23 protein-coding genes, 1 rRNA gene and 1 other RNA gene are annotated in these 21199 nt (G+C 34.3%); 11 read left to right on the forward strand and 14 right to left on the reverse strand.

What is annotated here, in order from left to right; genetic code table 11:
* Positions 1-110, forward strand: a 5S ribosomal RNA gene (gene rrf / locus DCS95_RS16910).
* Between the two features lie 134 nt (positions 111-244).
* A complete protein-coding gene (gene trhA / locus DCS95_RS16915; protein WP_116771983.1) occupies positions 245-877 on the forward strand; it encodes a PAQR family membrane homeostasis protein TrhA in 633 nt (210 codons plus the stop codon).
* A 22-nt stretch (positions 878-899) separates the two neighbouring features.
* Here trhA and DCS95_RS16920 read toward each other — a convergent pair whose 3' ends face one another.
* Positions 900-1325, reverse strand: coding sequence for a DUF4268 domain-containing protein (locus DCS95_RS16920; protein WP_116771984.1), 426 nt, complete (start codon positions 1323-1325; stop codon positions 900-902).
* Complete coding sequence (locus DCS95_RS16925) at positions 1325-1996, reverse strand: ZIP family metal transporter (protein ID WP_116771985.1); 672 nt, start codon at positions 1994-1996, stop codon at positions 1325-1327. Before DCS95_RS16925 ends, DCS95_RS16920 begins: the two co-directional genes overlap by 1 nt.
* 93 nt (positions 1997-2089) lie before the next feature.
* On the opposite strand from DCS95_RS16925, the gene DCS95_RS16930 reads away from it, so the two are divergent.
* Together DCS95_RS16930 and DCS95_RS16935 are read left to right on the forward strand one after the other, a co-directional pair.
* A complete protein-coding gene (locus DCS95_RS16930; RefSeq protein WP_116772148.1) occupies positions 2090-3259 on the forward strand; it encodes a THUMP domain-containing class I SAM-dependent RNA methyltransferase in 1170 nt (389 codons plus the stop codon).
* Positions 3256-3486 carry a hypothetical protein gene (locus DCS95_RS16935; protein WP_116771986.1) on the forward strand — a complete coding sequence of 77 codons (231 nt, stop codon included), beginning with the start codon at positions 3256-3258 and terminating at the stop codon, positions 3484-3486. The genes DCS95_RS16930 and DCS95_RS16935 overlap by 4 nt, the downstream gene beginning before the upstream one ends.
* Here the strand turns inward: DCS95_RS16935 and DCS95_RS16940 are convergent.
* The 4 genes from DCS95_RS16940 to DCS95_RS16955 form a co-directional block, all read right to left on the reverse strand.
* Entirely contained in the window at positions 3481-4269 is a 789-nt protein-coding gene (locus DCS95_RS16940) for a DUF6048 family protein (RefSeq protein ID WP_116771987.1), read from the reverse strand. The genes DCS95_RS16935 and DCS95_RS16940 overlap by 6 nt on opposite strands.
* Positions 4250-4756: a DUF6452 family protein gene (locus tag DCS95_RS16945; RefSeq protein ID WP_116771988.1), complete on the reverse strand. Its 507-nt coding sequence runs from the start codon at positions 4754-4756 to the stop codon at positions 4250-4252. Before DCS95_RS16945 ends, DCS95_RS16940 begins: the two co-directional genes overlap by 20 nt.
* A gap of 1 nt (position 4757) precedes the next feature.
* Positions 4758-6170 carry a 23S rRNA (uracil(1939)-C(5))-methyltransferase RlmD gene (rlmD, locus tag DCS95_RS16950; protein ID WP_116771989.1) on the reverse strand — a complete coding sequence of 471 codons (1413 nt, stop codon included), beginning with the start codon at positions 6168-6170 and terminating at the stop codon, positions 4758-4760.
* 184 nt (positions 6171-6354) lie between these two features.
* Entirely contained in the window at positions 6355-7527 is a 1173-nt protein-coding gene (locus tag DCS95_RS16955) for a mechanosensitive ion channel (protein WP_116771990.1), read from the reverse strand.
* A gap of 249 nt (positions 7528-7776) precedes the next feature.
* Between DCS95_RS16955 and rocD the strand changes: the two genes are divergently transcribed.
* Complete coding sequence (gene rocD, locus DCS95_RS16960) at positions 7777-9060, forward strand: ornithine--oxo-acid transaminase (RefSeq protein WP_116771991.1); 1284 nt, start codon at positions 7777-7779, stop codon at positions 9058-9060.
* A gap of 50 nt (positions 9061-9110) precedes the next feature.
* Here rocD and DCS95_RS16965 read toward each other — a convergent pair whose 3' ends face one another.
* The 3 genes from DCS95_RS16965 to DCS95_RS16975 are packed head-to-tail and all read right to left on the reverse strand — an operon-like array spanning position 9111 to position 10074.
* Positions 9111-9422 carry a CCC motif membrane protein gene (locus DCS95_RS16965; RefSeq protein ID WP_116771992.1) on the reverse strand — a complete coding sequence of 104 codons (312 nt, stop codon included), beginning with the start codon at positions 9420-9422 and terminating at the stop codon, positions 9111-9113.
* Between the two features lie 4 nt (positions 9423-9426).
* Positions 9427-9753 (reverse strand): CCC motif membrane protein, encoded by a 327-nt coding sequence (locus tag DCS95_RS16970; RefSeq protein WP_116771993.1) that lies wholly within the window; start codon positions 9751-9753, stop codon positions 9427-9429.
* A gap of 15 nt (positions 9754-9768) precedes the next feature.
* The gene (locus DCS95_RS16975; protein WP_116771994.1) at positions 9769-10074 is read right to left on the reverse strand and encodes a DUF2752 domain-containing protein; all 306 of its coding nucleotides are present in this window, start codon (positions 10072-10074) and stop codon (positions 9769-9771) included.
* Between the two features lie 59 nt (positions 10075-10133).
* Here DCS95_RS16975 and DCS95_RS16980 point away from each other — a divergent pair, with 59 nt between their 5' ends.
* Positions 10134-10676: a Smr/MutS family protein gene (locus DCS95_RS16980; RefSeq protein WP_116771995.1), complete on the forward strand. Its 543-nt coding sequence runs from the start codon at positions 10134-10136 to the stop codon at positions 10674-10676.
* A 1-nt stretch (position 10677) separates the two neighbouring features.
* Here DCS95_RS16980 and DCS95_RS16985 read toward each other — a convergent pair whose 3' ends face one another.
* On the reverse strand, positions 10678-11184 hold the full coding sequence (locus tag DCS95_RS16985) for a hypothetical protein (protein ID WP_116771996.1): 507 nt from the start codon (positions 11182-11184) through the stop codon (positions 10678-10680).
* Between the two features lie 103 nt (positions 11185-11287).
* On the opposite strand from DCS95_RS16985, the gene DCS95_RS16990 reads away from it, so the two are divergent.
* Entirely contained in the window at positions 11288-12433 is a 1146-nt protein-coding gene (locus DCS95_RS16990; protein ID WP_116771997.1) for a cysteine desulfurase family protein, read from the forward strand.
* Here DCS95_RS16990 and DCS95_RS16995 read toward each other — a convergent pair whose 3' ends face one another.
* Genes DCS95_RS16995 through DCS95_RS17005 form a run of 3 tightly spaced genes read right to left on the reverse strand, consistent with a single transcriptional unit; the run spans position 12434 to position 17259 of the window.
* Entirely contained in the window at positions 12434-13087 is a 654-nt protein-coding gene (locus tag DCS95_RS16995) for a hypothetical protein (protein ID WP_116771998.1), read from the reverse strand.
* A 9-nt stretch (positions 13088-13096) separates the two neighbouring features.
* On the reverse strand, positions 13097-15562 hold the full coding sequence (locus DCS95_RS17000) for a TonB-dependent receptor (protein WP_164674226.1): 2466 nt from the start codon (positions 15560-15562) through the stop codon (positions 13097-13099).
* 5 nt (positions 15563-15567) lie between these two features.
* Complete coding sequence (locus DCS95_RS17005; protein WP_116771999.1) at positions 15568-17259, reverse strand: M23 family metallopeptidase; 1692 nt, start codon at positions 17257-17259, stop codon at positions 15568-15570.
* Positions 17260-17457: 198 nt separating this feature from the next.
* On the opposite strand from DCS95_RS17005, the gene DCS95_RS17010 reads away from it, so the two are divergent.
* The 4 genes from DCS95_RS17010 (at position 17458) to rny (ending at position 19843) form a co-directional block, all read left to right on the forward strand.
* Positions 17458-17748 carry a hypothetical protein gene (locus DCS95_RS17010; protein ID WP_116772000.1) on the forward strand — a complete coding sequence of 97 codons (291 nt, stop codon included), beginning with the start codon at positions 17458-17460 and terminating at the stop codon, positions 17746-17748.
* A 13-nt stretch (positions 17749-17761) separates the two neighbouring features.
* Entirely contained in the window at positions 17762-18058 is a 297-nt protein-coding gene (locus DCS95_RS17015) for a cell division protein ZapA (RefSeq protein WP_058103369.1), read from the forward strand.
* Between the two features lie 56 nt (positions 18059-18114).
* Positions 18115-18225, forward strand: a non-coding RNA gene (gene ssrS, locus DCS95_RS17020) — 6S RNA.
* Between the two features lie 49 nt (positions 18226-18274).
* Positions 18275-19843, forward strand: a complete 1569-nt coding sequence (gene rny, locus DCS95_RS17025) for a ribonuclease Y (protein WP_116772001.1) — start codon at positions 18275-18277, stop codon at positions 19841-19843.
* Between the two features lie 103 nt (positions 19844-19946).
* Here the strand turns inward: rny and DCS95_RS17030 are convergent, their stop codons facing one another.
* Positions 19947-21158, reverse strand: a complete 1212-nt coding sequence (locus DCS95_RS17030) for a sensor histidine kinase (RefSeq protein ID WP_116772002.1) — start codon at positions 21156-21158, stop codon at positions 19947-19949.
* Positions 21159-21199 lie beyond the last annotated feature (41 nt).

Below are 21199 nucleotides of genomic sequence, written 5' to 3' on the forward strand. Positions count from 1 at the left end.
AGGTGGCCATGGCGACGGGGCCCACCCCTTACCATTCCGAACAGGGAAGTTAAGACCGTTTGCGCCGATGGTACTGCTATACCAAGTGGGAGAGTAGGTAGCCGCCTTTTTCGAAAGCCCCTTACAGCAATGTAAGGGGCTTTTTTTATGGAATATATTCTAATACTTGATCTATCTTTTAATAATTTTAATATAATTATACACTACTTCTTTAGAAATACTAAAGGACTAATTATAGATTCATATGCCACTTCTAAAATTATTGGATAAAGAGGAAAGGTTTAACGCAATTTCCCACGGTGTTGGGGCAGTACTGGCTATTGTAGGTCTATTTATATTACTCTCAGCTAATACGTATAAATCTGCATATGCAACCTTTGCTATCATTATCTATAGTATTTCCTTAATAAGTATGTTGATGATGTCAACAGTATATCATGCCGTTGATGATAAGGTATGGAAAATGAGAACTCGAATTCTTGACCATATAAATATTTATTATTTAATAGCTGGTACTTATACACCCGTTGCACTAATAACACTTGTTAATGGTAATGGTTGGCTGATTTTCTTTATAGTTTGGGGAATTGCAGCTATTGGAACTATATTGAAATTGTTTTTCATCGGTAAATTTGAAATGGTATCACTACTATTGTACTTGGCAATGGGATGGTTAATAGTATTAGATTTTCAAAATTTAGTGGATAATACTTCAGAATTAGGAATTCAATTACTTATGTTAGGTGGGTTGTTCTACACTATAGGCATTCTATTCTATGCTGTGAGAAGAATACCTTACAATCACTTTATTTGGCATCTTTTTGTATTAGGTGGAGCTATTAGTCATTGGTTTTTTATTTATATAGATGTTATTTGATAAATGATTTGGTTTTGCCCTCTTATGATTCAATAAAATCTTTATACTCTAGGTAGAATTTTTCTATTTGAAGCATATTATTGTTCAAAAACTCCATTGTTTGCCTCCATGTATTTTTATTATGAATAGAAACATTATTCAATTCTACATATATTCTTGAAATTTCTTTTTGGTTTTTAAGAATATAGAAATCTTCAAAGTTGGCTTCTGGAAGAAAATCGTCTATTAAAATTGATTTTAGTGCTATTAATTTATCCCATACTTTGATTCTTTGTTCAAAATCTGAATCTACATCAATTGAGACCATTGCCATCTTTACATCAAAATGGAATTTAAAGGATAATCCTTTTACTTCAGTTTTGTACAATGTCCATTTGTACGGAAATGATTTACCAAATGCTATCCAAAATTCTTCTCGTAATTTTCGTGATTCTTCTTTACTGAACATTATAGATAATATGCTATTGTTATACCTAGTAAAATCACTAATAATTTTCTTAAATTAAATTTATGCCCTTCAGAACTTTCAAATAATATTACAGTTGAAATATGTAAGAATACGCCTATTACTAATGCATTTAAATAAATTCCATAAGTGGTAAATAATTCTATTGTATGTGCTAAATAGGTGCCTAAGGGTGTCATTAGTGAAAATAATAACATGAACAGACCGGCATATAGTGGTTTAATATTAGATGCCAATAGAAAAATACTAAGTATAATTGCGATGGGTATTTTGTGTATTAATATGCCATAAATAATAGTGTCATTTGCATCAATGGGCAAGCCTTCTAAAAGTGAGTGTATACAAAGACTAATAAAAAGCAACCATGGAAAATTTTGACTATCTGTTGATATATGTACATGACCATGCTCAGCTCCTTTTGAAAAGAATTCTAAAAATATTTGAAATAGAATACCCAACATAATAAATACACCGATTGTTTTTGGCGCTATGGTTGAATAGACTTCGGGTAGCATTTCAAAGATGGTCAAGGCTAAAAGAAAAGCACCGCTGAATGCCAATAAAAGTTTAAAGGATTCATTCTTTTGAGGTTTTGTAACCACCACAAAAAGAAAACTAATCAGCACTCCCAAAATTGGTAAAATATAAATCATATAAATGCTAATTAAGCTTTTCAAAAGGAATTGGGTCATATTTTAAACTGGCGTCAAAATTAGCGTATTTTTGTGGTTCGTGAAAAGATGAATATGGGTAATAATTTTAAAATGGTCGCTAAGACCTTATTCGGTTTTGAAGAGCTTTTGTCAAAAGAACTTAGAAATCTTGGAGCTAGTAATGTAGTAGAAGGAGTAAGAAATGTTTCTTTCGAAGGGGACAATGGATTTATGTACAAAGCGAACCTTTGTTTACGTACCGCTATTAAGATTATAAAGCCAATTCATTCGTTTCGCGTTAGGGATGAAAAAGATCTGTATAGAAAAATATATGCGATGGATTGGACCGAATACCTATCTGTTAGTGAAACTTTTGCCATAGATGCTACCGTAAATTCAGAAAAGTTCACACATTCTTTATATGTGTCTCAAAAGACAAAAGACGCCATAGTAGATAAGTTTAGGGATACGGATGGAACTAGACCAGATGTGGATGTTAAAGATCCAGATTTACGTATCAACATTCATATTCATAATAATGACTGTAATGTGTCTTTAGATAGTTCTGGGTATTCATTGCACAAAAGGGGATATCGTACCGCAACCAATATCGCCCCAATTAATGAAGTGCTTGCTTCTGGTTTGCTTTTGTTGAGTGGCTGGGACGGTCAATGTGATTTTATGGACCCTATGTGTGGTAGTGGTACTATGTTGACAGAGGCAGCAATGATTGCTTGTAATATACCTGCCAATATTAATAGAAAGGGTTTTGCTTTTGAGAAATGGACGGATTTCGATGCGGAGCTATATGAGAAAATCGTAGACTCCAGTTTAAAGAAAACTAGAGAGTTTCACCATAAGATCATTGGGTATGACAAAGCCCCTTCTGCAGTAAGAAAAGCTCAAGACAATATTGAGAATGCAAATCTTGATGAATATATAACTGTCGAAAGAAAAGATTTCTTTAAAACCTCTAAACAAACAGAAGGAACATTGCACATGTGTTTTAATCCGCCTTATGGCGAACGTTTGGATATAGAGATGGAAAACTTTTATAGTGCCATTGGTGACACCTTAAAACAAGGTTATCCGGGAACTAATGCTTGGTTTGTAACCAGTAATTTACCAGCTTTGAAATTTGTAGGTTTACGACCTTCAAGAAAGATTAAAGTTTTCAACAGTCATTTGGAATCACGGTTGCTGAAGTATGAAATGTATGAAGGTAGTAAAAAAGCCAAATATCAAAATAGAACTGAGAAATGAAATTGAAACACAAGGTATTAGTTTATAATTTTTTAGCCTTTGCACTATTATTCATAGTATTCCGTGTCGTACTACATATGACTTTAACAATAAGTTCAATTTATTTATCTGTAATTGCGGCAATTTCGGCATCATTTTTAGCGCCTAAGTTTACAGTAGTCAAAATTGAAGCTGTTAAAAAAATAGTTATGAAGTGGATTTTTATAAAAGGATTTAAAATTTTATAAACCTTCATTCGGTCTTGGAGGTGGTCCTTGGGGCTCTGTTGAATTTTCAGTTTTTTTCTTTGCTTTGTTCTTCTTTTTGTAGAAAGGAATAAAGTATGAGATGCTAAAATTATAACCCACTCCAAAATTACTGTCCCAAGTTACCTTATTGAAACCGGGAACCCAAAGATTAGGAAACCGTTCATCTTCTTTCTGACTTAGAATAAGACCTAAACGAATACTTGCACCAACATATATATTAGAAAGCAATTCTACTTTTGTGCCAAAAACACCTTCTATCCAAGTGGCGGAAAGACCTGAAAATTCCTCAGCTTCGGTAGATCCTGTAGCAAAATCATCTGGATTCCAATATCTATTGGTATCAAAATATTGATAATTATTGAGCGTATTGTCAAAAGAACTATACGCTATTCTACCACCCATATAGATCATATTTCGTTCTCCATACCAGTTAAAATAGTTGTTCTTATCAATACCAATTTTAATATAACTGCCATTGGTAGTAAAATTATAAAGATCTTCTTGCCGCGTTTTTTCTTCGCTACCTAGTTCAGCTGCCAAGTATAGATTTTGGGTTAGTCTATAATCGGCTACAAATTCTAAACCTTTATAATTGTCATCTAATGAGCTCGTAATAATTCTGCTTATATCTATACCTGCTCTTAGTCCGTAAGATTGCTTGTATTCTACCGAATCTTTTGGGTGTAAATCTATAGGCTTGCTCTGGCCCAGCGCCAAAAACGTACTTAGAACTAATAATAGATTAATGAAAGATCTTGACATGTGTAGAATCTGAGTTGGTGACTAAAGACTGCGTAATTTCTATATCTTGAATCCAATTATCTGTATCTGCGGTAACATTTGCTTCAAGCTCATCATAATTAACGATGAAACCGCAACCACGTGATAGAAAATCTTCAATTCTAGAATATGAAAAATTGATAGTATCTAAATTACCTGTTTCTGAACCATTATCGTCTGAAGCAGATTCATTGATCATAATGAAACTAGCACTATCCTCGTCGGTTTTTAAGGGTATTGTAATGGAGCTTAAACTTGAGCGATCTGTAAATGTACCTACTGTAACAGATTGCCCGACGCCCACAACTCTTAAAGTTGTAACTTCTTTTAAAGTCGATGTGTCTGTAGCGTCATAAAACTCTATGACCAAAAGGGGAGTATCACCTTCAACACAAATGTCATCCTTTTCACATGAAGATGCCCAAATAATTGCCCAGAAAAGTAATATCCCGAAATATAATCTTCTCATCCTAAATTTTCTTTTCTAAAAGTACAACATTTTCTACGTGATGTGTTTGCGGAAACATATCTACAGGTTGAACCTTAATAATGTTGTACATTTCTTTCATCAATTCTAAATCTCTAGCTTGGGTAGCACTATTACAGCTAACATACACTACTTTTTTAGGCGCAATGTTCAATATTTGTTGAACAACATCTTTATGCATTCCATCACGTGGTGGGTCGGTAATTATAACATCGGGAACACCGTTTTGAGCTATAAACTGTTCGTTAAAAACATTTTTCATGTCTCCAACAAAAAAGTCTACGTTTTCAATTGCATTTCTTTCTGCATTGGCTTTTGCATCTAAAATAGCTTCAGGAACAGATTCAATACCAACAACCTTCTTTGCTTTTTTTGATACGAATTGTGCTATGGTTCCCGTGCCTGTGTAAAGGTCATAAACCAATTCATCACCTTTTAAATTGGCAAAATTTCTGGTGATTTTGTAAAGCTCATAAGCCTGCTCGGAGTTGGTTTGATAAAACGACTTTGCATTGATCTTAAATTTAAGCCCTTCCATTTCCTCAAAAATATGATCTCTTCCAGAAAAACAGATGATTTCTTGATCATATATAGTATCGTTCTGCTTCGGGTTTATTACATATAACAAAGATGTTATCTCAGGGAACGTAGTTGTTAAATGGTTCAATAAAAGCTCTCTTTTCTCCTTGTCATTTTCAAAAAATTGCACCAATACCATTATCTCGCCAATAGATGATGTTCTTAGCATTAATGTGCGTAACATACCATATTGGTTTCTTGGGTTGAAAAACGTTAATCCGTTTTCAATAGCAAATCTTTTTGTTTCTAATCGAATGGCGTTTGAAGGGTCTTTTTGAAGATGACATTTTTTAATGTCCAATATTTTATCCCACATACCTGGTATGTGAAAACCTAAAGCATTTTTATCATCGATTTGCTTGTCAGATTGAATTTCATCTAGGGTAAGCCAACGACTATCGGAAAATGAAAATTCCATCTTATTTCTGTAGAAATACTGTTTCTCAGAACCTAAAATCGGCGTCATTTCCGGTAAATCTAAATGGCCGATTCTTTTAAGATTGTTCTCTACTTCTTTTTGTTTGTAGAATAGTTGATGCTCGTAGCCCATATCTTGCCATTTGCAACCTCCACAGACATTAAAATGTTGACAAACTGGATCTACCCTTTTATCTGAAAGGGAGTGAAAATTAATTGCTGTGCCCTCGAAATATGCTTTTCGCTTTTTAGTGGTTTGTACATCTACCACATCACCAGGTACAGTGTTGTTCAAGAAAATAACCCTACCATCTGGGGCTTTACCAATAGTTTTACCTTTTGCAGCTGCATCGGTCACCAAAACATTTTCAAAAACCAGTCGCTTTTTCTTTTTTCGCATGTGGCAAAAGTAAGCATCCCGTTGCATTTATTATAACTAATAAGTACTGTTGACTTGTTATATTTAGTTAAAAAGGAAGTTCTTTATAGTAATGCACAGGTTTGGGTTTTCATAAGTATAAAAGTCAGGAATATCGTTTTGCAAGATTTCCTGACTTTTAAATTTTATTTGGTAGAAAAAGCTACTATTTCTTTTTGTTGAATTTATTTAAAATTCTCTCCATTTGTTTACCTGCAGCTTCTCTTCCGCCTAAGCCAAAAGATAATGCAATGGTGACTGCAATGGTGCCTAATGTAATACCAAAAGCCATGTTTATTATGTCATCACCAATACCCATGGTTTTAAGACCCATCGCTAAGAAAATAGCTAAAATGCACATTCTTACTATCGAGGCTACAAAAAGATTATTTTCATCTTTGGCCATTGTTTTGTGAGCCGTTGAAGCAATCCAATTACCTATGATCAGTATAACAAGTCCAAATAGAATATTTCCTGAAACCCCAACTAGGGTGTCCAATACATTTGTCAGTTTTTCAAATTCTAATTTTTCCAGTGCGGTAATAATCCCAAAAAGAACAATGAAAAAATAAACCACGTTACCAATTAATTTTGCAAGATTGGTTTTAGACGAAATACTGCTTAAGTTCATTTTGTTAACTATGCCATCTAAATTTAAACTCTCTAATAAATCGGTTATTAAGCCAGCAACAAATTTACCTCCAATTACAAATATTAGTAGAATTAGTACTGCAACAATAATTTTAGGGATGGCATTGAAAAACTGTTCTAACATATGTGTTGCCGGAACAGAAATGGCATCCATATTTAAAATATTAAGAGCAGTGATCAATAATGGAATGAATATGAAAATAAAAACGACTTTTTTAAGTATGTTCACTAAATTTAAATTCTCGGGTAATTTTAATTTAGGAACAAAGCTTTGTATGGTTTCACCAGAAAGCCCAACAAGTTCAGAAACTATGGTTGCTAACATATAACCAATATAACCTACTAAGCCTGCACCTACAATATTAGGTATGTAATTTGTAAACCCATTAAGTAAATTTTTGACCGGATCTAGAACACTTCTCATTCCCAGCTTTTCTAGCGCAAGCATGAAAACAAAAATCATGATAAAAAAGTATACTAGTTTTCCAATAAAGGATGATAGTACAACTTTGCCCGTTCCAAGTTTGCTGTCTACATTCGTTTTTTTGATTAATTTGGTAATCAGCCTTTTTAAAAATCCAGCAATAAACCAGCCAATAATAAGTATTAGTATAGCGCCAATAGTAGTTGGTAAAAAATCGCCAACTGAGTTGGAAAGGCTGGTCATAATGTTCTCTAAATAGTTCATAGTGTTCTTTTTATAATTAATTGGTTGTATTGGTTAAGACACAATTTTTTGTTAGAGGTCACATTATATCGTAGTTCATAGCTTCTTAAAGGTTTTATGGTGATTCAAAAAAATTATTTATTAAGTTTGTAATTCTACAGGATGATTTCTCTCCCACGCTGAATTTTCGTCCCGATGGCTTTATCGGGATCTGAAAGGAAAAAGGTATAGAAGGAATTGCTAAAGTTTTATTTAAAGTAATTTTTTATCATGTCAATTTTAGAAAACATCACATCTTCTAAATATGCAATTGCATTAGAAGATAAACACGGAGCACACAATTATCACCCATTACCTGTTGTATTGAGCAGGGGAGAAGGTGTTTATGTATGGGACGTTGAAGGAAAAAAGTATTATGATTTTTTATCTGCTTATTCTGCGGTAAACCAAGGTCACTGCCACCCAAAAATTGTAAATGCAATGACGGATCAGGCAAAAACCTTAACGTTGACCTCAAGGGCTTTTTACAATGATATGTTGGGTAAGTATGAAAAATATGCTACTGAAACTTTTCATTTCGATAAGCTGTTGCCTATGAATACAGGTGCTGAAGCTGTTGAAACGGCTTTAAAAATTTGTAGAAAATGGGCTTACGAAGAAAAAGGTATTGCAGAGAACAATGCTGAGATTATTGTTTGTGAAAACAATTTTCATGGTCGTACCACTACTATTATATCATTTTCTAATGATCCGGTAGCTCGTAAAAATTTTGGACCGTATACAGACGGGTTCATTAAAATAGAGTATGATAATTTAGAAGCTTTGGAAGAAGTTTTAAAATCTAATGATAATATAGCAGGCTTTCTAGTAGAACCTATACAAGGTGAAGCAGGGGTTTATGTGCCTTCTGAAGGATATTTAAGTGGTGCAAAAGCATTATGTGAAAAGTATAATGTTTTGTTCATTGCCGATGAAGTACAGACAGGTATAGCAAGAACGGGTCGTTTATTGGCAACCTGTGGCAATTGTTCTTGTTCAGATAAGCATTGTAGCGGTACTCCCGAAATTAAACCGGATATTCTAATTTTAGGCAAAGCCTTGTCTGGTGGAGCATATCCTGTTTCTGCAGTTTTGGCAAATGACAATATCATGGGAGTTATTCGCCCAGGAAATCATGGAAGTACATTTGGAGGAAACCCTATTGCTGCAGCCGTGGGCATGGCAGCTCTTGAAGTAGTGAAAAATGAAGAGCTTGCAAATAATGCAGTTGAGTTGGGCGAACTCTTTAGATCAGAGCTTAATAAATTTATATCTACAACTAATTTGGTGAACAGTGTTCGTGGTAAAGGTCTTTTAAATGCTATACTTATTAATGATAGTGAAGAAAGTTCAACCGCATGGGATATTTGTATGGCTCTAAAGGAAAATGGTCTGCTTGCGAAACCAACTCACGGTAATATTATAAGGTTTGCACCACCGTTGGTAATGACTAAAGAACAACTTTTAGATTGTGTTGCTATTATTATTAAAACACTGAAAGAGTTTAAAAACTAGAAATAAAAAATCCCCGATCTACATCGGGGATTTTTTTGATTTTTTTATTCTTATTGAAACTCGCCATTAGCAAAAAATGCGATAATCAATCCGAAATAAATGATACCGAGAACTAAATAAATTAACGCTAGTGCCAAACCTATATACGATAGAATTTTTCCTGTGCTAATATTTTCGAAACCTCGGTAATTACCAGGATTTTCTTCATAAAATCTTTTGGCTTTATTAGCATTGCTTAAGCCCAAAAAACTGAATATAGCCCCAAAAGGACCACAACAGAAAATGGTTAATACAATAGATAATATGCCAAATGTCAATGCATTGCTAGAACCTGGTATTAGTTGATATTCTGAGTTGTTCATTTAATTATTGTGAATATTGTTCAGACATTGTTCTAACTTGCTCCATATATGCTTCCCATCCACCAATACTCATAATTCCGTAGATAGAATATGCTAAATATAAAATACCGATTACCAACACGATAATTGAAACCGTTTTAGTAGTTTTTAAAGTACTATAGTTTGAGTAATTTTCTGGGTTTTCTTTATACAATTTTTCATCTTTTGATACTAAGAAAAATGCAATACCACCTAGAATAATACCAGGTAAACCGCCTATACAGCAGCAGACAAATCCTATTATAGCAAGAATTAGTGCTAATGTTACATTGGGTAATTTTTGTTGTTCCATAATTTAAAGGTTTAGTTAAATAAATTTTAATATGTAATTGGTCAATATAAAACCTACGGTACTCACCATAAGTATAATCGTAATAGTATTTGAATGTTTAATCGGATAAAATTTATTGATGCCCAAAAAGGCAAATAAGGCTAGCATAGGATATATAGCCGGATACATTAAAAAAGCAGAAATAAATTCTCCCTTAATTAAAAATAACAACGAACGTTGCAATCCGCACCCAGGGCAATCTACCCCAAGCAACTGTTTAGTAAAGCAGGGAAGCATAAAGTTTTCTAATGCCAAAAAAAGAATTAATGCCTTAAGGCGCATCTGTAAATAAATTAATAGTCGGAAAATTACCATTATTTTTGTGCATACAAAACAAAAACATGCCTCAATTTAAGATTGGTGATACCGTAGAAACGATTGATGATGTCATTAAAGGTGTTGTAGAATCTATTAATGGTAGTACAATCACTATTGTAAGTGATGATGGTTTTCCGTTGTCTTTTAATGCTCAAGAACTGGTATTGATATCAGATGACATTCGTGTGTCTAATTATGATATAGCTAAAATTAAAAAAGAAAAGGAAATTCCAAAACGTAGAAAAGTACCCGCAGTAAAGGCCAAAGAACGCACCGCTCCTAAAATGGAAGTTGATCTACATATTAACCAACTTGTTAAGAACCCGAAATCGATGGGGAAATTTGATATGCTGAATTTGCAATTAGATACCGCCAAACGACAATTGAACTTTGCCATTAATAAACGCATACAAAAAGTAGTGTTTATTCATGGGGTAGGTGAGGGAGTGTTAAAAGAAGAGCTCGGATACCTTTTTAGAAAATATGACAATGTAAAGTTCTATGATGCCGACTATCAAAAATACGGGTTAGGTGCTACCGAGGTATATATCTTTCAGAATTATTAAGTTATTCTATAGAAGTTGTAATAGAACCAAACTCATTGATCTGTAAATCTGTAATTCTACTGCCATTTTCATTTAAGAACGATATACCGCTTAGTTGAATGGTATGTGTAAACAACGTGTCGTTTTCGGTTGTGGTAGTTACCAATATGCTACCGCTTTCAGCTTCAATTTCTTCAGAGACGGTAGGTGTTACCGGTGGTGGTGAATCACAGAAATAACTGCTGGTTACGGTCTCGGAAAAAATTCTATAAGTAACCTGTGAGCCACTAGGTACGGTGCTTTCTCTATCTGTAGTGGTTACTGCATTTTGAATTAAAGAGCTTGATAACGTTAATATTAAGGCTTCATCATCATTTATCTTGAAAACAACATTTTCTACATTGGCCGTAATTTCATCGCAAAACTCTATTTCGTCAATACTATCAAAATCTACGGTTTCTATTTGTAAATCGCCGTCATCGCAAGCAAACAACAAAAATAAGCTTCCAAGTAAAAGATATTTTTTCATAGATCAAATTTAATTTAAAATTTGGAAATCTGTCTGTTGCATTACGGTCATTTATGGGTTAATTAACTATTTTTGCCCTTTATTTATTCAAGAGTACGCATATATGAAACATGTATATTTAGATAACGCAGCAACTACTCAAGTACACCCAAATGTTATAGCTAAAATGCAAGAGGCATTGGCTGTTTACGGCAACCCTTCTTCTACGCATAGTTTTGGTAGAACAGCTAAAACAGCTATAGAAAGTGCGCGTAAAACTATTGCTAAATATATGAATGCCCAACCATCTGAAATTATATTTACTTCTGGTGGTACCGAAGCGGATAATATGATCTTGAGGTGTGCAGTACGTGATTTAGGAGTAAAAACCATTATTACCACTAGAATTGAACATCATGCGGTTTTACATACGGTGGAAGAGTTGGAACAAAAAGGCTTAATACAGTTATGGTATGTAGATTTAGATGCGTATGGTAATCCGGATTTAGCACATTTAGAATCGTTATTACAGAAAGATGATTCTAAAAAACTGGTGAGTTTAATGCATGTAAATAATGAGATTGGAAATAAAATAGACTTAAAGGAAATTACACTTTTAAGTAAAAAGTATGATGCCTTGGTGCATTCAGATACAGTACAGTCTTTAGGTCATTACCATTGGGATGTAAAAGCTTTTCCAATTGATTTCTTAGCTGCAGCTGCGCATAAGTTTCATGGACCAAAAGGGGTTGGTTTCGCATTTATACGTAAAAATTCTGGTTTAAACTCCATGATTTCAGGCGGTTCACAAGAAAGAGGACTTAGGGCAGGGACCGAATCTTTTCATAACATAGTAGGGTTGGAAGAAGCGTTTAAACATGCTTACGACAATTTAGATGAGGAAAAACAGTATGTTGAAGGGCTAAAATCTTATTTCATTGATCAAGTGAAGTCCGTAATACCAGATGCAAAATTTAACGGACACTCTAGCGATTTAGATAAAAGTACATATACATTAGTGAATGTATGCTTACCAATTGAAGAAGAAAAGGCAATGTTATTGTTATTTAATTTAGATATGAAAGGTATAGCCTGTTCTAAAGGTAGTGCTTGCCAGTCTGGTAGTGATATGGGTTCGCACGTGCTTACACAAATTCTTACTGATGAGGATATGAAGAAACCATCTGTGCGGTTCTCATTTTCTACATACAATACCAAAGAAGATATTGATTATACGGTCAATGTTTTAAAAGAGATAATTGAAGCGTAATTAATTTTTGTTTCTATCGCGTTTACGTTCTCTTTCGTATGGAAATTTTCTAATAGCTAATTTCATCATACGGTCAATTAGATCTGTAGTGTTCTTACCTGTCTTCTTGTTAATTTCTTTTTCATATTTCCAAAGAAGTTTTCCGGTATCTCCATCACTAATTTTAATACCTATTCTGCCATAATTGGCGCCGCCAGAGAAGTAATCGGTAAAACTAAATTCTGTAGGTATACCGTTTGATAATAAAATATTAAGATCTAAGGTTCCGCTTATAATACCATCTACGCCTAATATTTCGCTTAGTTCTTTGGTGGTATACACATCAATATTTTCATAACTGATATTTTTTTTCGCTAATATGGCCGCTGTGTTTTCAATATTTTGAAAAGTAACCGGTAATTTTTTCTTTTTACTTCGTTCAGAAAAATAGGTTTCTAGAGCATTCTGTACCGCATGACCCTCATTTTCTTCTAATCTCTTTTGTTCCGATTTAGAAATTTTCTCATTAAGGTCTAAATTGGTAAGAAAAGGCATAATTGCCAAAACCTTATGATCTTCGCTCAAACGATCAAAATTTGGACTTTCGTAAATATTTTTTTGGGCGACTGTAGTAATAGAAGTAATTAGGGCTATTAAGAAAAGTAGTCTTTTCATTTTTATTTTTTATAGGCGAATTCCCAATCTTAAATTTAATACTCTAGAGGTAAGGTAGTTTGGTACGGCGTATTCGTTTTTACTGTCCGCATCCCTTACCCAAGTATTGGTAATTGAATTTTGATTATTGAAGAGATTAAAAATTTCAAAACCTAAACTCAATTCTTTAAAACTATGAAGCCAATGTGTACTTGAATATTGTTTGTTACTATTTGCAAAAATATAGGAAATTCCTAAATCTGCACGTTTATAATCTCTTAATCTATTCTGAAAAATATATGGATCGGCATAACTTGGGGATCCGCCGGGTACACCGGTTTGGTACACCAAATTTAAGTACATTTTTAAATCGGGAATTGTGGGTATATAATCTTGAAAGAGAATTCCAAATTTTAAACGTTGATCTGTTGGTCTAGCGATATAACCTCTATTGTTTCTATTTTCTTCCGTTTTCAAGTAGCCAATGCTTACCCAAGACTCCGTACCCGGAACAAAGGCACCGTTAATTCTTACATCGAAGCCATACACATAGGCTTCGGTATCATTAGTTGCTGCATATCTAATTCGAACATCTTCTAGTGTGTACGGGTTTACATTGTTCAGTTTTTTATAATATGCCTCGCTAATAAGTGTAAAAGGTCGGTCCCATAATTGAAAACTATATTCATTACTTGCCACCAAATGAAATGCTTTTTGTGCTTTAACATTGGGTTGTATGGTTCCTGTACTATCTCTTAATTCTCTATAAAAGGGCGGCTGGTGGTATATTCCTGTAGCTATTTTGAACAGCATGTCTTTTTTCCAATTTGGCTTTATAGCAAATTGAACCCTAGGGCTAATTACTGTTTGAGAAACTTTTTCGACACCGGTGCCACTTACTGTCCAATGGTGAGAACGTAAACCAGCGTTGTAATAAATATCAGTATTGTTCCAAGTTTTGTGGGTGCCTAGTTGCACATAGGCCGAGAATCTATTTGTTTTCACGAAATTTAATGCATTAAGTCCGCTATAAGCAACTAGGGGTGCATCGAATGCCTCTGAAGGTTGATTGTTCATGAACTCCGATTGCGGTGGTCTAATGGAATATCCGGCAGAATCGATAAACTCAGACTCTCTTAATTGATCTCTTATATCTTCATGTGTATATTTTATGCCCCATTCTATTAATTCGTTGTTTTTGGTATGTGTGCCTTTGTGTTCTAGGTTGAATATTAATGCATCTAAATCGTTTCTTGTTCTATTAAATTGCGAACCTACGCCCCTAGATGTTAGAACCTGACCTGCAGTGTCACTATTTAAGTTACTGTCGATATCACCTAATTCATACGCCGCAATAACATCTGAATATTCTTCTTCTGTGGTATGGTATATAGATGAAATAAGTTTTAATGTGGTGTTTTCGTTTAATCGATAGCTACCTTTTAAAGCCCCAAGAGCAGTATTGTATCGATTGATTTCTTGCCCTTCGTAATAAACTACTAATGCCTGAGGATTATCTATGGTGCCAAAATTCGTTTGCCTGTTGATTGGTTCGTTTTTATAGTCGTTGATAGCTATATTCCCTAAAAAATTAATATGGAATTTAGGTGAAATGTGGTAGGTTAAATAGCTTTGAACATCTGTAAATGACGGATTAAAATTGCTCTGTGTTTGTTGACTATTTACCAATAAAGAATTGTTTCTATACCTTACACCTGATACAGAACTGAATTTTTTGTTTTTTGATATTGTTTCTAAACTTGCACTAGCACCTAAAAAACTTAAATCTGCACGTAACGAAAAAAGTGTAGGAGTTTTGTACTTTATATCTAGAACAGAAGACATTTTATCTCCGTACTTAGCTTGAAAACCACCTGCAGAAAATTTGACATTTTGAACAAGATCACTATTTACAAAACTTAAGCCTTCTTGCTGTGCCGATCGAATCAAAAATGGTCTATAGACTTCAATTTCATTAACATAGACTAAGTTTTCATCAAAGTTTCCGCCGCGCACTGCGTATTGTGTACTTAATTCATTGTTTGAAGATACGCCTGGTAATAATTTTAATATGGTTTCTACTCCAGAATTTGCACCAGGAATCTTTCTTATTTTCTCTGGAGTAATGTTCAGTATATTGTTAATTGATCTTTCTCCTGTTGCAGTTACGGTAACACCATCTATTTGGGTGACATCGCTTTTTAGCACCGGATTGAATTCAAAGGTTTCGTTAGTCGTTAGAATTAATTTTTCTATGACAACGTCTTTATAGGCTACGTGAGAAAAAGATATGGTATTTTCTTTATCAGCTATAACCTCAAGAATATAAAATCCATTGGCATTCGAAATTGTGCCTAAATTTTGAGTAGTGATATTAACATTGGGCAATGGCTTGTTATCCTCATCAAATACAATACCCGAAATAGTAGCGTTCTGAGCAAAACCAATGGTGCTGCACAGCAGTATTATAAGGCTTGGAACATTGCTAAGTATCAAATAATTTATTTTCTATAAAACGAGGTCGTCAAGGTATTTTCATTCCCTACATTATCTGTAACGGTAACTTTAAGCACCCATTGCGTTTGGTCTGCAATCTTATCGTCAAAATTATAGGTAAGTGTATTGCGTTTTGGTTCGTATTCCATTAAAATCCATTCTCCGTTTAAAGTAGCGGAATAAGTATCAATACCACTAAGATCATCGGCAATTTGTACACTCAAATATTTATAGTTGTTCAACCACTGCTTTTCTTTAAAATTTTTGGTTCTAATTGTGGGGGCAACGGTATCTCGAGCCAAAGTATAAGTGCCTAAGTAACGTGTTCGTGTTGTAAATTCATTTCCTCGTTTATAGGTATTTGCATGGCTTGGTCTTAGTTTAGAATCTAAACGGGCAATGAACAATTGTTTTTGTTCTTCTTTTGTGTATTTCGATACATCAAAAGTTATCGTGAAATTTCTATGTGCGGGCACGGTGTTGGTATGTATCATAACAGTGTCTTTCCCTTTTTTTAGATCGATGTAGAAATCTTCGTAAAAAGTATTTGTCGGAAAATAAACCTTGGCACCGCCTAAGTCAAAGTTATTAGGTCTTTTTGCAGTTATGTAATTTTCTGTTGTAAAGTTTTCCTTCTTGTTGCCTAATAAATTCTTTTTGCCAGTAATTGGTATATTCATTTCTAGATCATTGCCAGCAAAATCTTTGATTAAAAGTTTTGCGTTGTAGCTAAGACCTTCGTTTACCTGGATCTCACCATTGTTATAAAGCTCTTTATAAATACTTAGGTTGTTGCCCGGAGATTTAAAACTTTTTTGAATACGTTGTCTATTTCTGCCGTAGTAGTCGTAATCTATCAACGTATTAATATATCTGGTTTCCCCAAAAGAAAAAGATTCAAAATCGTAAAGGGAATAGGTTTTACCATTTACGCTGAGTTCAACACTATAGACACCATTTTTATTTGCTGCCATATCTAGTCTGTCAAAACCAACAAAACCAATACCGATGTCGCCTAGTGCGGTTACATTGTCGGCTAAAAATGTACCATCGCTCTGTTTCTTAAAATTAACCTGGGTTCTACTGTAGTTACCGTTAACGTGAGATTTGTCGGTTAGCGGATATACAAACAATTTTTCTAGAATGGGGTTAGTGGCATCGGCTACATCCATTCCGTATAATAGAGGATTGGTAGGTTTTTCAGAAATACTACTTCGTATTTCAAAATGTAAATGTGGACCAGCGGAACCACCTGTGTTTCCACTATATGCAATGAGTTCTCCTTTTGACACTTTTAGTTCGCCATAATCGGGGAAAACTTCTACCTCAAACGACTTTTTGTTGTATTGTATTTTCTTAATGTATTCTTCAATTGATGGGGAGAATTTTTGCAGATGCCCATAAACAGAAGTATAACCATTTGGGTGAGCTATATATAGCACTTTGCCATAGCCCCATAGAGAAACCTTAATTCTTGTTATTGTGCCATCCCCAATTGAATTGATCGGTATACCTTCTCTCTGTTGTGTTTTAATATCTATGCCAGAGTGAAAATGATTTGATCGCAATTCACCAAAAGTACCTGCCAAAATAATAGGTATATCCATTGGTGGAGCAAATACTCCTTTAGGATATTCTTTTTGTGCAAAAAGCGAAAAGCAAAACAGTAATAATAGACTTAGGGTTATATTTCTCATAGGTAGATAGCAATACTGCGAAAATAAATAATCATAGACAATTCTATGAAGAAGAATGCGCTAAAATTTATTTAAAGCTAAAGGGCTTTGCGTAAACAAAATAGATTTGAGATTTCATGAACTACGAATATTTCACAAAACTATTGCTAAGTCATAATATGTATGTTAACTTTGTGTAAATCGCATTGACGGTAATGTATGAGCGAATTAATTAAAATCGTTGATTCTTTAGAAAATAAAATTAGCAAGCTGTTGCATAAACTTGAGGTTTTGAACAATGCTAATATTGAATTGGAAAAAGAATTGCGTGATATAAAATCTTCACAAGAGAACACCAGTAAAACGGTTTCTGAATGGGAAGAAAAATACAACTCGCTTAAACTTGCAAATTCAATGCTTGGCAGTAATACCAATAAAACAGAAGCTAAGCTTAAAATAAATACATTAATACGAGAGTTGGACCATTGTATAGCCCAGTTATCGGAATAATGTTTATAATAATATGTCAGATAAGCTCAAAATAAAACTTTCTATTGCTGATAGGGTATATCCATTAACGATTGACCCCTCTCAAGAAGAAGGCTTGCGTAAAGCGGCTAAAAACATAGAACAGTTGGCAAAAAAATTTGAGCAGAATTATGCAGTTAGGGACAAACAAGATGTATTGGCCATGTGTGCCTTACAATTTGCGTCTAAAATTGAACAGAATGGCATAGAGCAAGTAGAGGGTACCAAAGAAGCTGAAGAACGTTTAAAAGCGCTTGAGGACTTGGTGAATTCTAAATTGGCTTTTAAATAAAAACGTTCTTATAAATACATTAAGTTACTGCCCACATTGGTAATACCTTTTGACAAACTCAACATTTATTTTTTTTAAAAAGGGTGAGTTTAGATTGTAAAAGCAAGCCCTACTTGTATAGGGATCCTTGATCAGTCTGTTAGCCCTAAACCTGTTTACCGGAGTTTGATCAAAACTTCTCCAATGTGGGCTTTTTTTTTATTAATATATTACACTATGGATAGTACAATGATAGTTATAGCCGCAATAGTTGGGCTGGCAGTAGGTTTTGCGATTGCAAAATTTTTGGAAAAAGGGAAGGCCTCTAAAACCATAATTAATGCTAAAAAAGATGCTGAACGCATTTTAAAAGATGCTAAAGCCGAAGGCGAGAGTGTCAAAAAAGAAAAAATATTACAAGCAAAAGAAAAGTTCTTAGAATTAAAGGCCGAGCATGAAAAGGTTATAAATAATAAGGATAAGAAAATAAACGATGCTGAAAAGAGAACTAGAGACAAAGAATCTCAAGTTAGTAGTGAGCTTGCTAAAAACAAGAACATGAATGCTCAGCTAGACAACAAATTAAAAGAAGTAGAGCAAAAGAGACAACTTTTTGACAAGCGTCATGAAGAGTTGGATAAAATGCACAAGAGCCAAATTCAGCAGCTAGAAGTAATTTCCGGTCTATCTGCAGATGAAGCAAAAAATCAACTAGTAGAAAGTCTAAAGGAGACTGCTAGAACAGATGCTATGGCATTTATACAATCTACGGTTGAAGAGTCTAAACTTACGGCACAGCAAGAAGCCCGTAAAATCATTATCAATACTATTCAGAGAATAGGTACCGAAGAAGCTGTAGAAAACTGTGTGTCGGTATTCAACATAGAATCAGATGATGTAAAAGGGCGTATTATTGGTAGAGAAGGTAGAAATATTAGAGCGCTAGAAGCTGCTACTGGAGTAGAAATTATTGTTGATGATACACCAGAAGCAATTATTCTTTCTTGCTTCGATTCGGTAAGGAGAGAGGTTGCAAGGCTTTCGCTTCATAAGTTGGTGACAGATGGTAGAATTCACCCAGCTAGAATTGAGGAAATCGTTAAAAAGACCGAAAAGCAAATTGAAACCGAAATTGTAGAGATAGGTAAGCGTACCGTTATAGATTTAGGTATTCATGGACTTCACCCAGAGCTAATTCGTGCCGTTGGTAGAATGAAGTATAGATCTTCTTATGGTCAAAACTTATTACAGCACTCTAGGGAAGTTGCCAAGCTTTGTGGTGTAATGGCATCTGAACTAGGATTGAATCCTAAAATAGCTAAACGTGCAGGTTTATTACATGATATAGGAAAAGTACCTAATACAGAAAATGAAGTGGAAACGCCACACGCCATCTTAGGTATGCAATGGGCAGAAAAGTTTGGGGAAAAACCTGAAGTATGTAATGCCATAGGTGCCCATCATGACGAAATTGAAATGAAAACGCTTATTGCACCAATTGTACAAGTTTGTGATGCTATTAGCGGTGCACGACCTGGTGCAAGAAGACAGGTGTTGGATTCTTATATTCAACGTTTAAAAGACCTTGAGGAGATTGCATTTGGTTTTAGTGGTGTACAAAAAGCTTATGCGATACAAGCAGGTAGAGAGCTTCGTGTAATCGTTGAAAGCGAAAAAGTAAATGATGATAGAGCTGCGCAATTGTCTTTCGAGATTTCGCAAAAAATACAAACCGATATGACCTATCCTGGTCAGGTAAAAGTGACGGTTATTCGTGAAACAAGAGCCGTAAATGTTGCTAAGTAAATGTAATATCTATTATAATGTTAAAAGCCTCTATTTATAGAGGCTTTTTTTATGGGTACTTTTAAATAAGTTCTGATAGGTCAATACAAATCGTATTGTTTGGTTATGAGGGAAGCTTCGCAAGTGAAAAATTAAAAAACACACCTTCTTCGTTATTTGGGCGTTTGCCTATGGTGATTTTGCCTCCTAATTTCTCTATGAGGGTTTTTATCGTTGTTAATCCAATGCCCGTGTTTTCGACATCATCGATTCCAAGTTTTTCAAATAATCCGAAAACTTTTTCCCAGTATTTTTCAGGTATGCCAGATCCGTTGTCTTCATAGGTAAAGAAATAAAAGTCTTGGTCTTCAGTGAAGGTTATCTTTATTTTAATGGTAGGGGAGTTCACAAATTTTAAACTGTTAGAGATCAAATCCCTAAATATTTGGTCGAAGCTGTTTAATGATTGATATATGCTTATGTCACAATTCATCAATTGTAATTCAACATTGCTAATATCGGCATGTTTGTGAAGTACCTGTTTTAGTTCATTTGAAATATTAAATTCCTCACCAACGATTTCTGCATTGGTAATGGAGTTATAATTAATAATACCATTGATAAGAGCTTCCATATATTCAACTCTATTATCTATAATTTTTAGATAAACAGGAATTTCTGTATCCTTTATAAAATCACTGTAATCATCTTTGATAAAGCTAACCATAGAATTAACTCCTAATAATGGGGTTTTCATATCATGAGCAAGACGGTATGATAGGTGTTTTAACTGATCATTCTTTATCCTTAATTCTTCGTTGATCAGTTTTTGTTGCATATTCTGTTTACGAAGTTCTAGTTGTGCTATAACTTGATCGGCAAGGTCTTTTAAGCAAGCTTGCTGCTTTTCAGTAAATTTTTGCCTGGGTTTTGTATCAATAACACATAGCGTACCAATAGAAGTTCCTTCTTTGGTGTTCAGTGGCGCTCCGGCATAGAATTGCACAGCAGGTCCGCCCGTTACTAAGGGGTTGTCAAAAAACCTTTCGTCTTTATTCGCGTCGTTAACTATTAATAAAGAGTCTGGGGTATTTATGGCGTGGGCACAAAATGCAAGCTCTCGTGGTGTTTCAGTTGCATCTATACCATGGTGAGATTTAAACCACTGTCTATCTTTATCAACTAAGGAAACTAGTGCCATTGGGGTGTTGCAAATATCTGCTGCAATACGGGTTATGGCATCGTATTCTTTTTCTTCTAATGTATCTAATACGTTGAAACTATTTAAAACTTCTAGTCGTTGTTGTTCGTTTTTTGGTATTTCTGGTTTTACCATATTTTGGGTATAACATTGTACCTAAATTTAATAAGTAGGTT

Source organism: Maribacter litoralis, from assembly GCF_003075045.1.
Classification (GTDB): domain Bacteria; phylum Bacteroidota; class Bacteroidia; order Flavobacteriales; family Flavobacteriaceae; genus Maribacter; species Maribacter litoralis.

Coding starts and splice junctions, on each gene's coding strand:
- trhA (WP_116771983.1), top strand. CDS start 245: ATGCCACTTCTAAAATTATTGGATAAAGAGGAAAGGTTTAACGCAATT.
- DCS95_RS16920 (WP_116771984.1), bottom strand. CDS start 1,325: ATGTTCAGTAAAGAAGAATCACGAAAATTACGAGAAGAATTTTGGATA.
- DCS95_RS16925 (WP_116771985.1), bottom strand. CDS start 1,996: ATGATTTATATTTTACCAATTTTGGGAGTGCTGATTAGTTTTCTTTTT.
- DCS95_RS16930 (WP_116772148.1), top strand. CDS start 2,090: ATGGGTAATAATTTTAAAATGGTCGCTAAGACCTTATTCGGTTTTGAA.
- DCS95_RS16935 (WP_116771986.1), top strand. CDS start 3,256: ATGAAATTGAAACACAAGGTATTAGTTTATAATTTTTTAGCCTTTGCA.
- DCS95_RS16940 (WP_116771987.1), bottom strand. CDS start 4,269: ATGTCAAGATCTTTCATTAATCTATTATTAGTTCTAAGTACGTTTTTG.
- DCS95_RS16945 (WP_116771988.1), bottom strand. CDS start 4,756: ATGAGAAGATTATATTTCGGGATATTACTTTTCTGGGCAATTATTTGG.
- rlmD (WP_116771989.1), bottom strand. CDS start 6,170: ATGCGAAAAAAGAAAAAGCGACTGGTTTTTGAAAATGTTTTGGTGACC.
- DCS95_RS16955 (WP_116771990.1), bottom strand. CDS start 7,527: ATGAACTATTTAGAGAACATTATGACCAGCCTTTCCAACTCAGTTGGC.
- rocD (WP_116771991.1), top strand. CDS start 7,777: ATGTCAATTTTAGAAAACATCACATCTTCTAAATATGCAATTGCATTA.
- DCS95_RS16965 (WP_116771992.1), bottom strand. CDS start 9,422: ATGAACAACTCAGAATATCAACTAATACCAGGTTCTAGCAATGCATTG.
- DCS95_RS16970 (WP_116771993.1), bottom strand. CDS start 9,753: ATGGAACAACAAAAATTACCCAATGTAACATTAGCACTAATTCTTGCT.
- DCS95_RS16975 (WP_116771994.1), bottom strand. CDS start 10,074: ATGCGCCTTAAGGCATTAATTCTTTTTTTGGCATTAGAAAACTTTATG.
- DCS95_RS16980 (WP_116771995.1), top strand. CDS start 10,134: ATGCCTCAATTTAAGATTGGTGATACCGTAGAAACGATTGATGATGTC.
- DCS95_RS16985 (WP_116771996.1), bottom strand. CDS start 11,184: ATGAAAAAATATCTTTTACTTGGAAGCTTATTTTTGTTGTTTGCTTGC.
- DCS95_RS16990 (WP_116771997.1), top strand. CDS start 11,288: ATGAAACATGTATATTTAGATAACGCAGCAACTACTCAAGTACACCCA.
- DCS95_RS16995 (WP_116771998.1), bottom strand. CDS start 13,087: ATGAAAAGACTACTTTTCTTAATAGCCCTAATTACTTCTATTACTACA.
- DCS95_RS17005 (WP_116771999.1), bottom strand. CDS start 17,259: ATGAGAAATATAACCCTAAGTCTATTATTACTGTTTTGCTTTTCGCTT.
- DCS95_RS17010 (WP_116772000.1), top strand. CDS start 17,458: ATGAGCGAATTAATTAAAATCGTTGATTCTTTAGAAAATAAAATTAGC.
- DCS95_RS17015 (WP_058103369.1), top strand. CDS start 17,762: ATGTCAGATAAGCTCAAAATAAAACTTTCTATTGCTGATAGGGTATAT.
- rny (WP_116772001.1), top strand. CDS start 18,275: ATGGATAGTACAATGATAGTTATAGCCGCAATAGTTGGGCTGGCAGTA.
- DCS95_RS17030 (WP_116772002.1), bottom strand. CDS start 21,158: ATGGTAAAACCAGAAATACCAAAAAACGAACAACAACGACTAGAAGTT.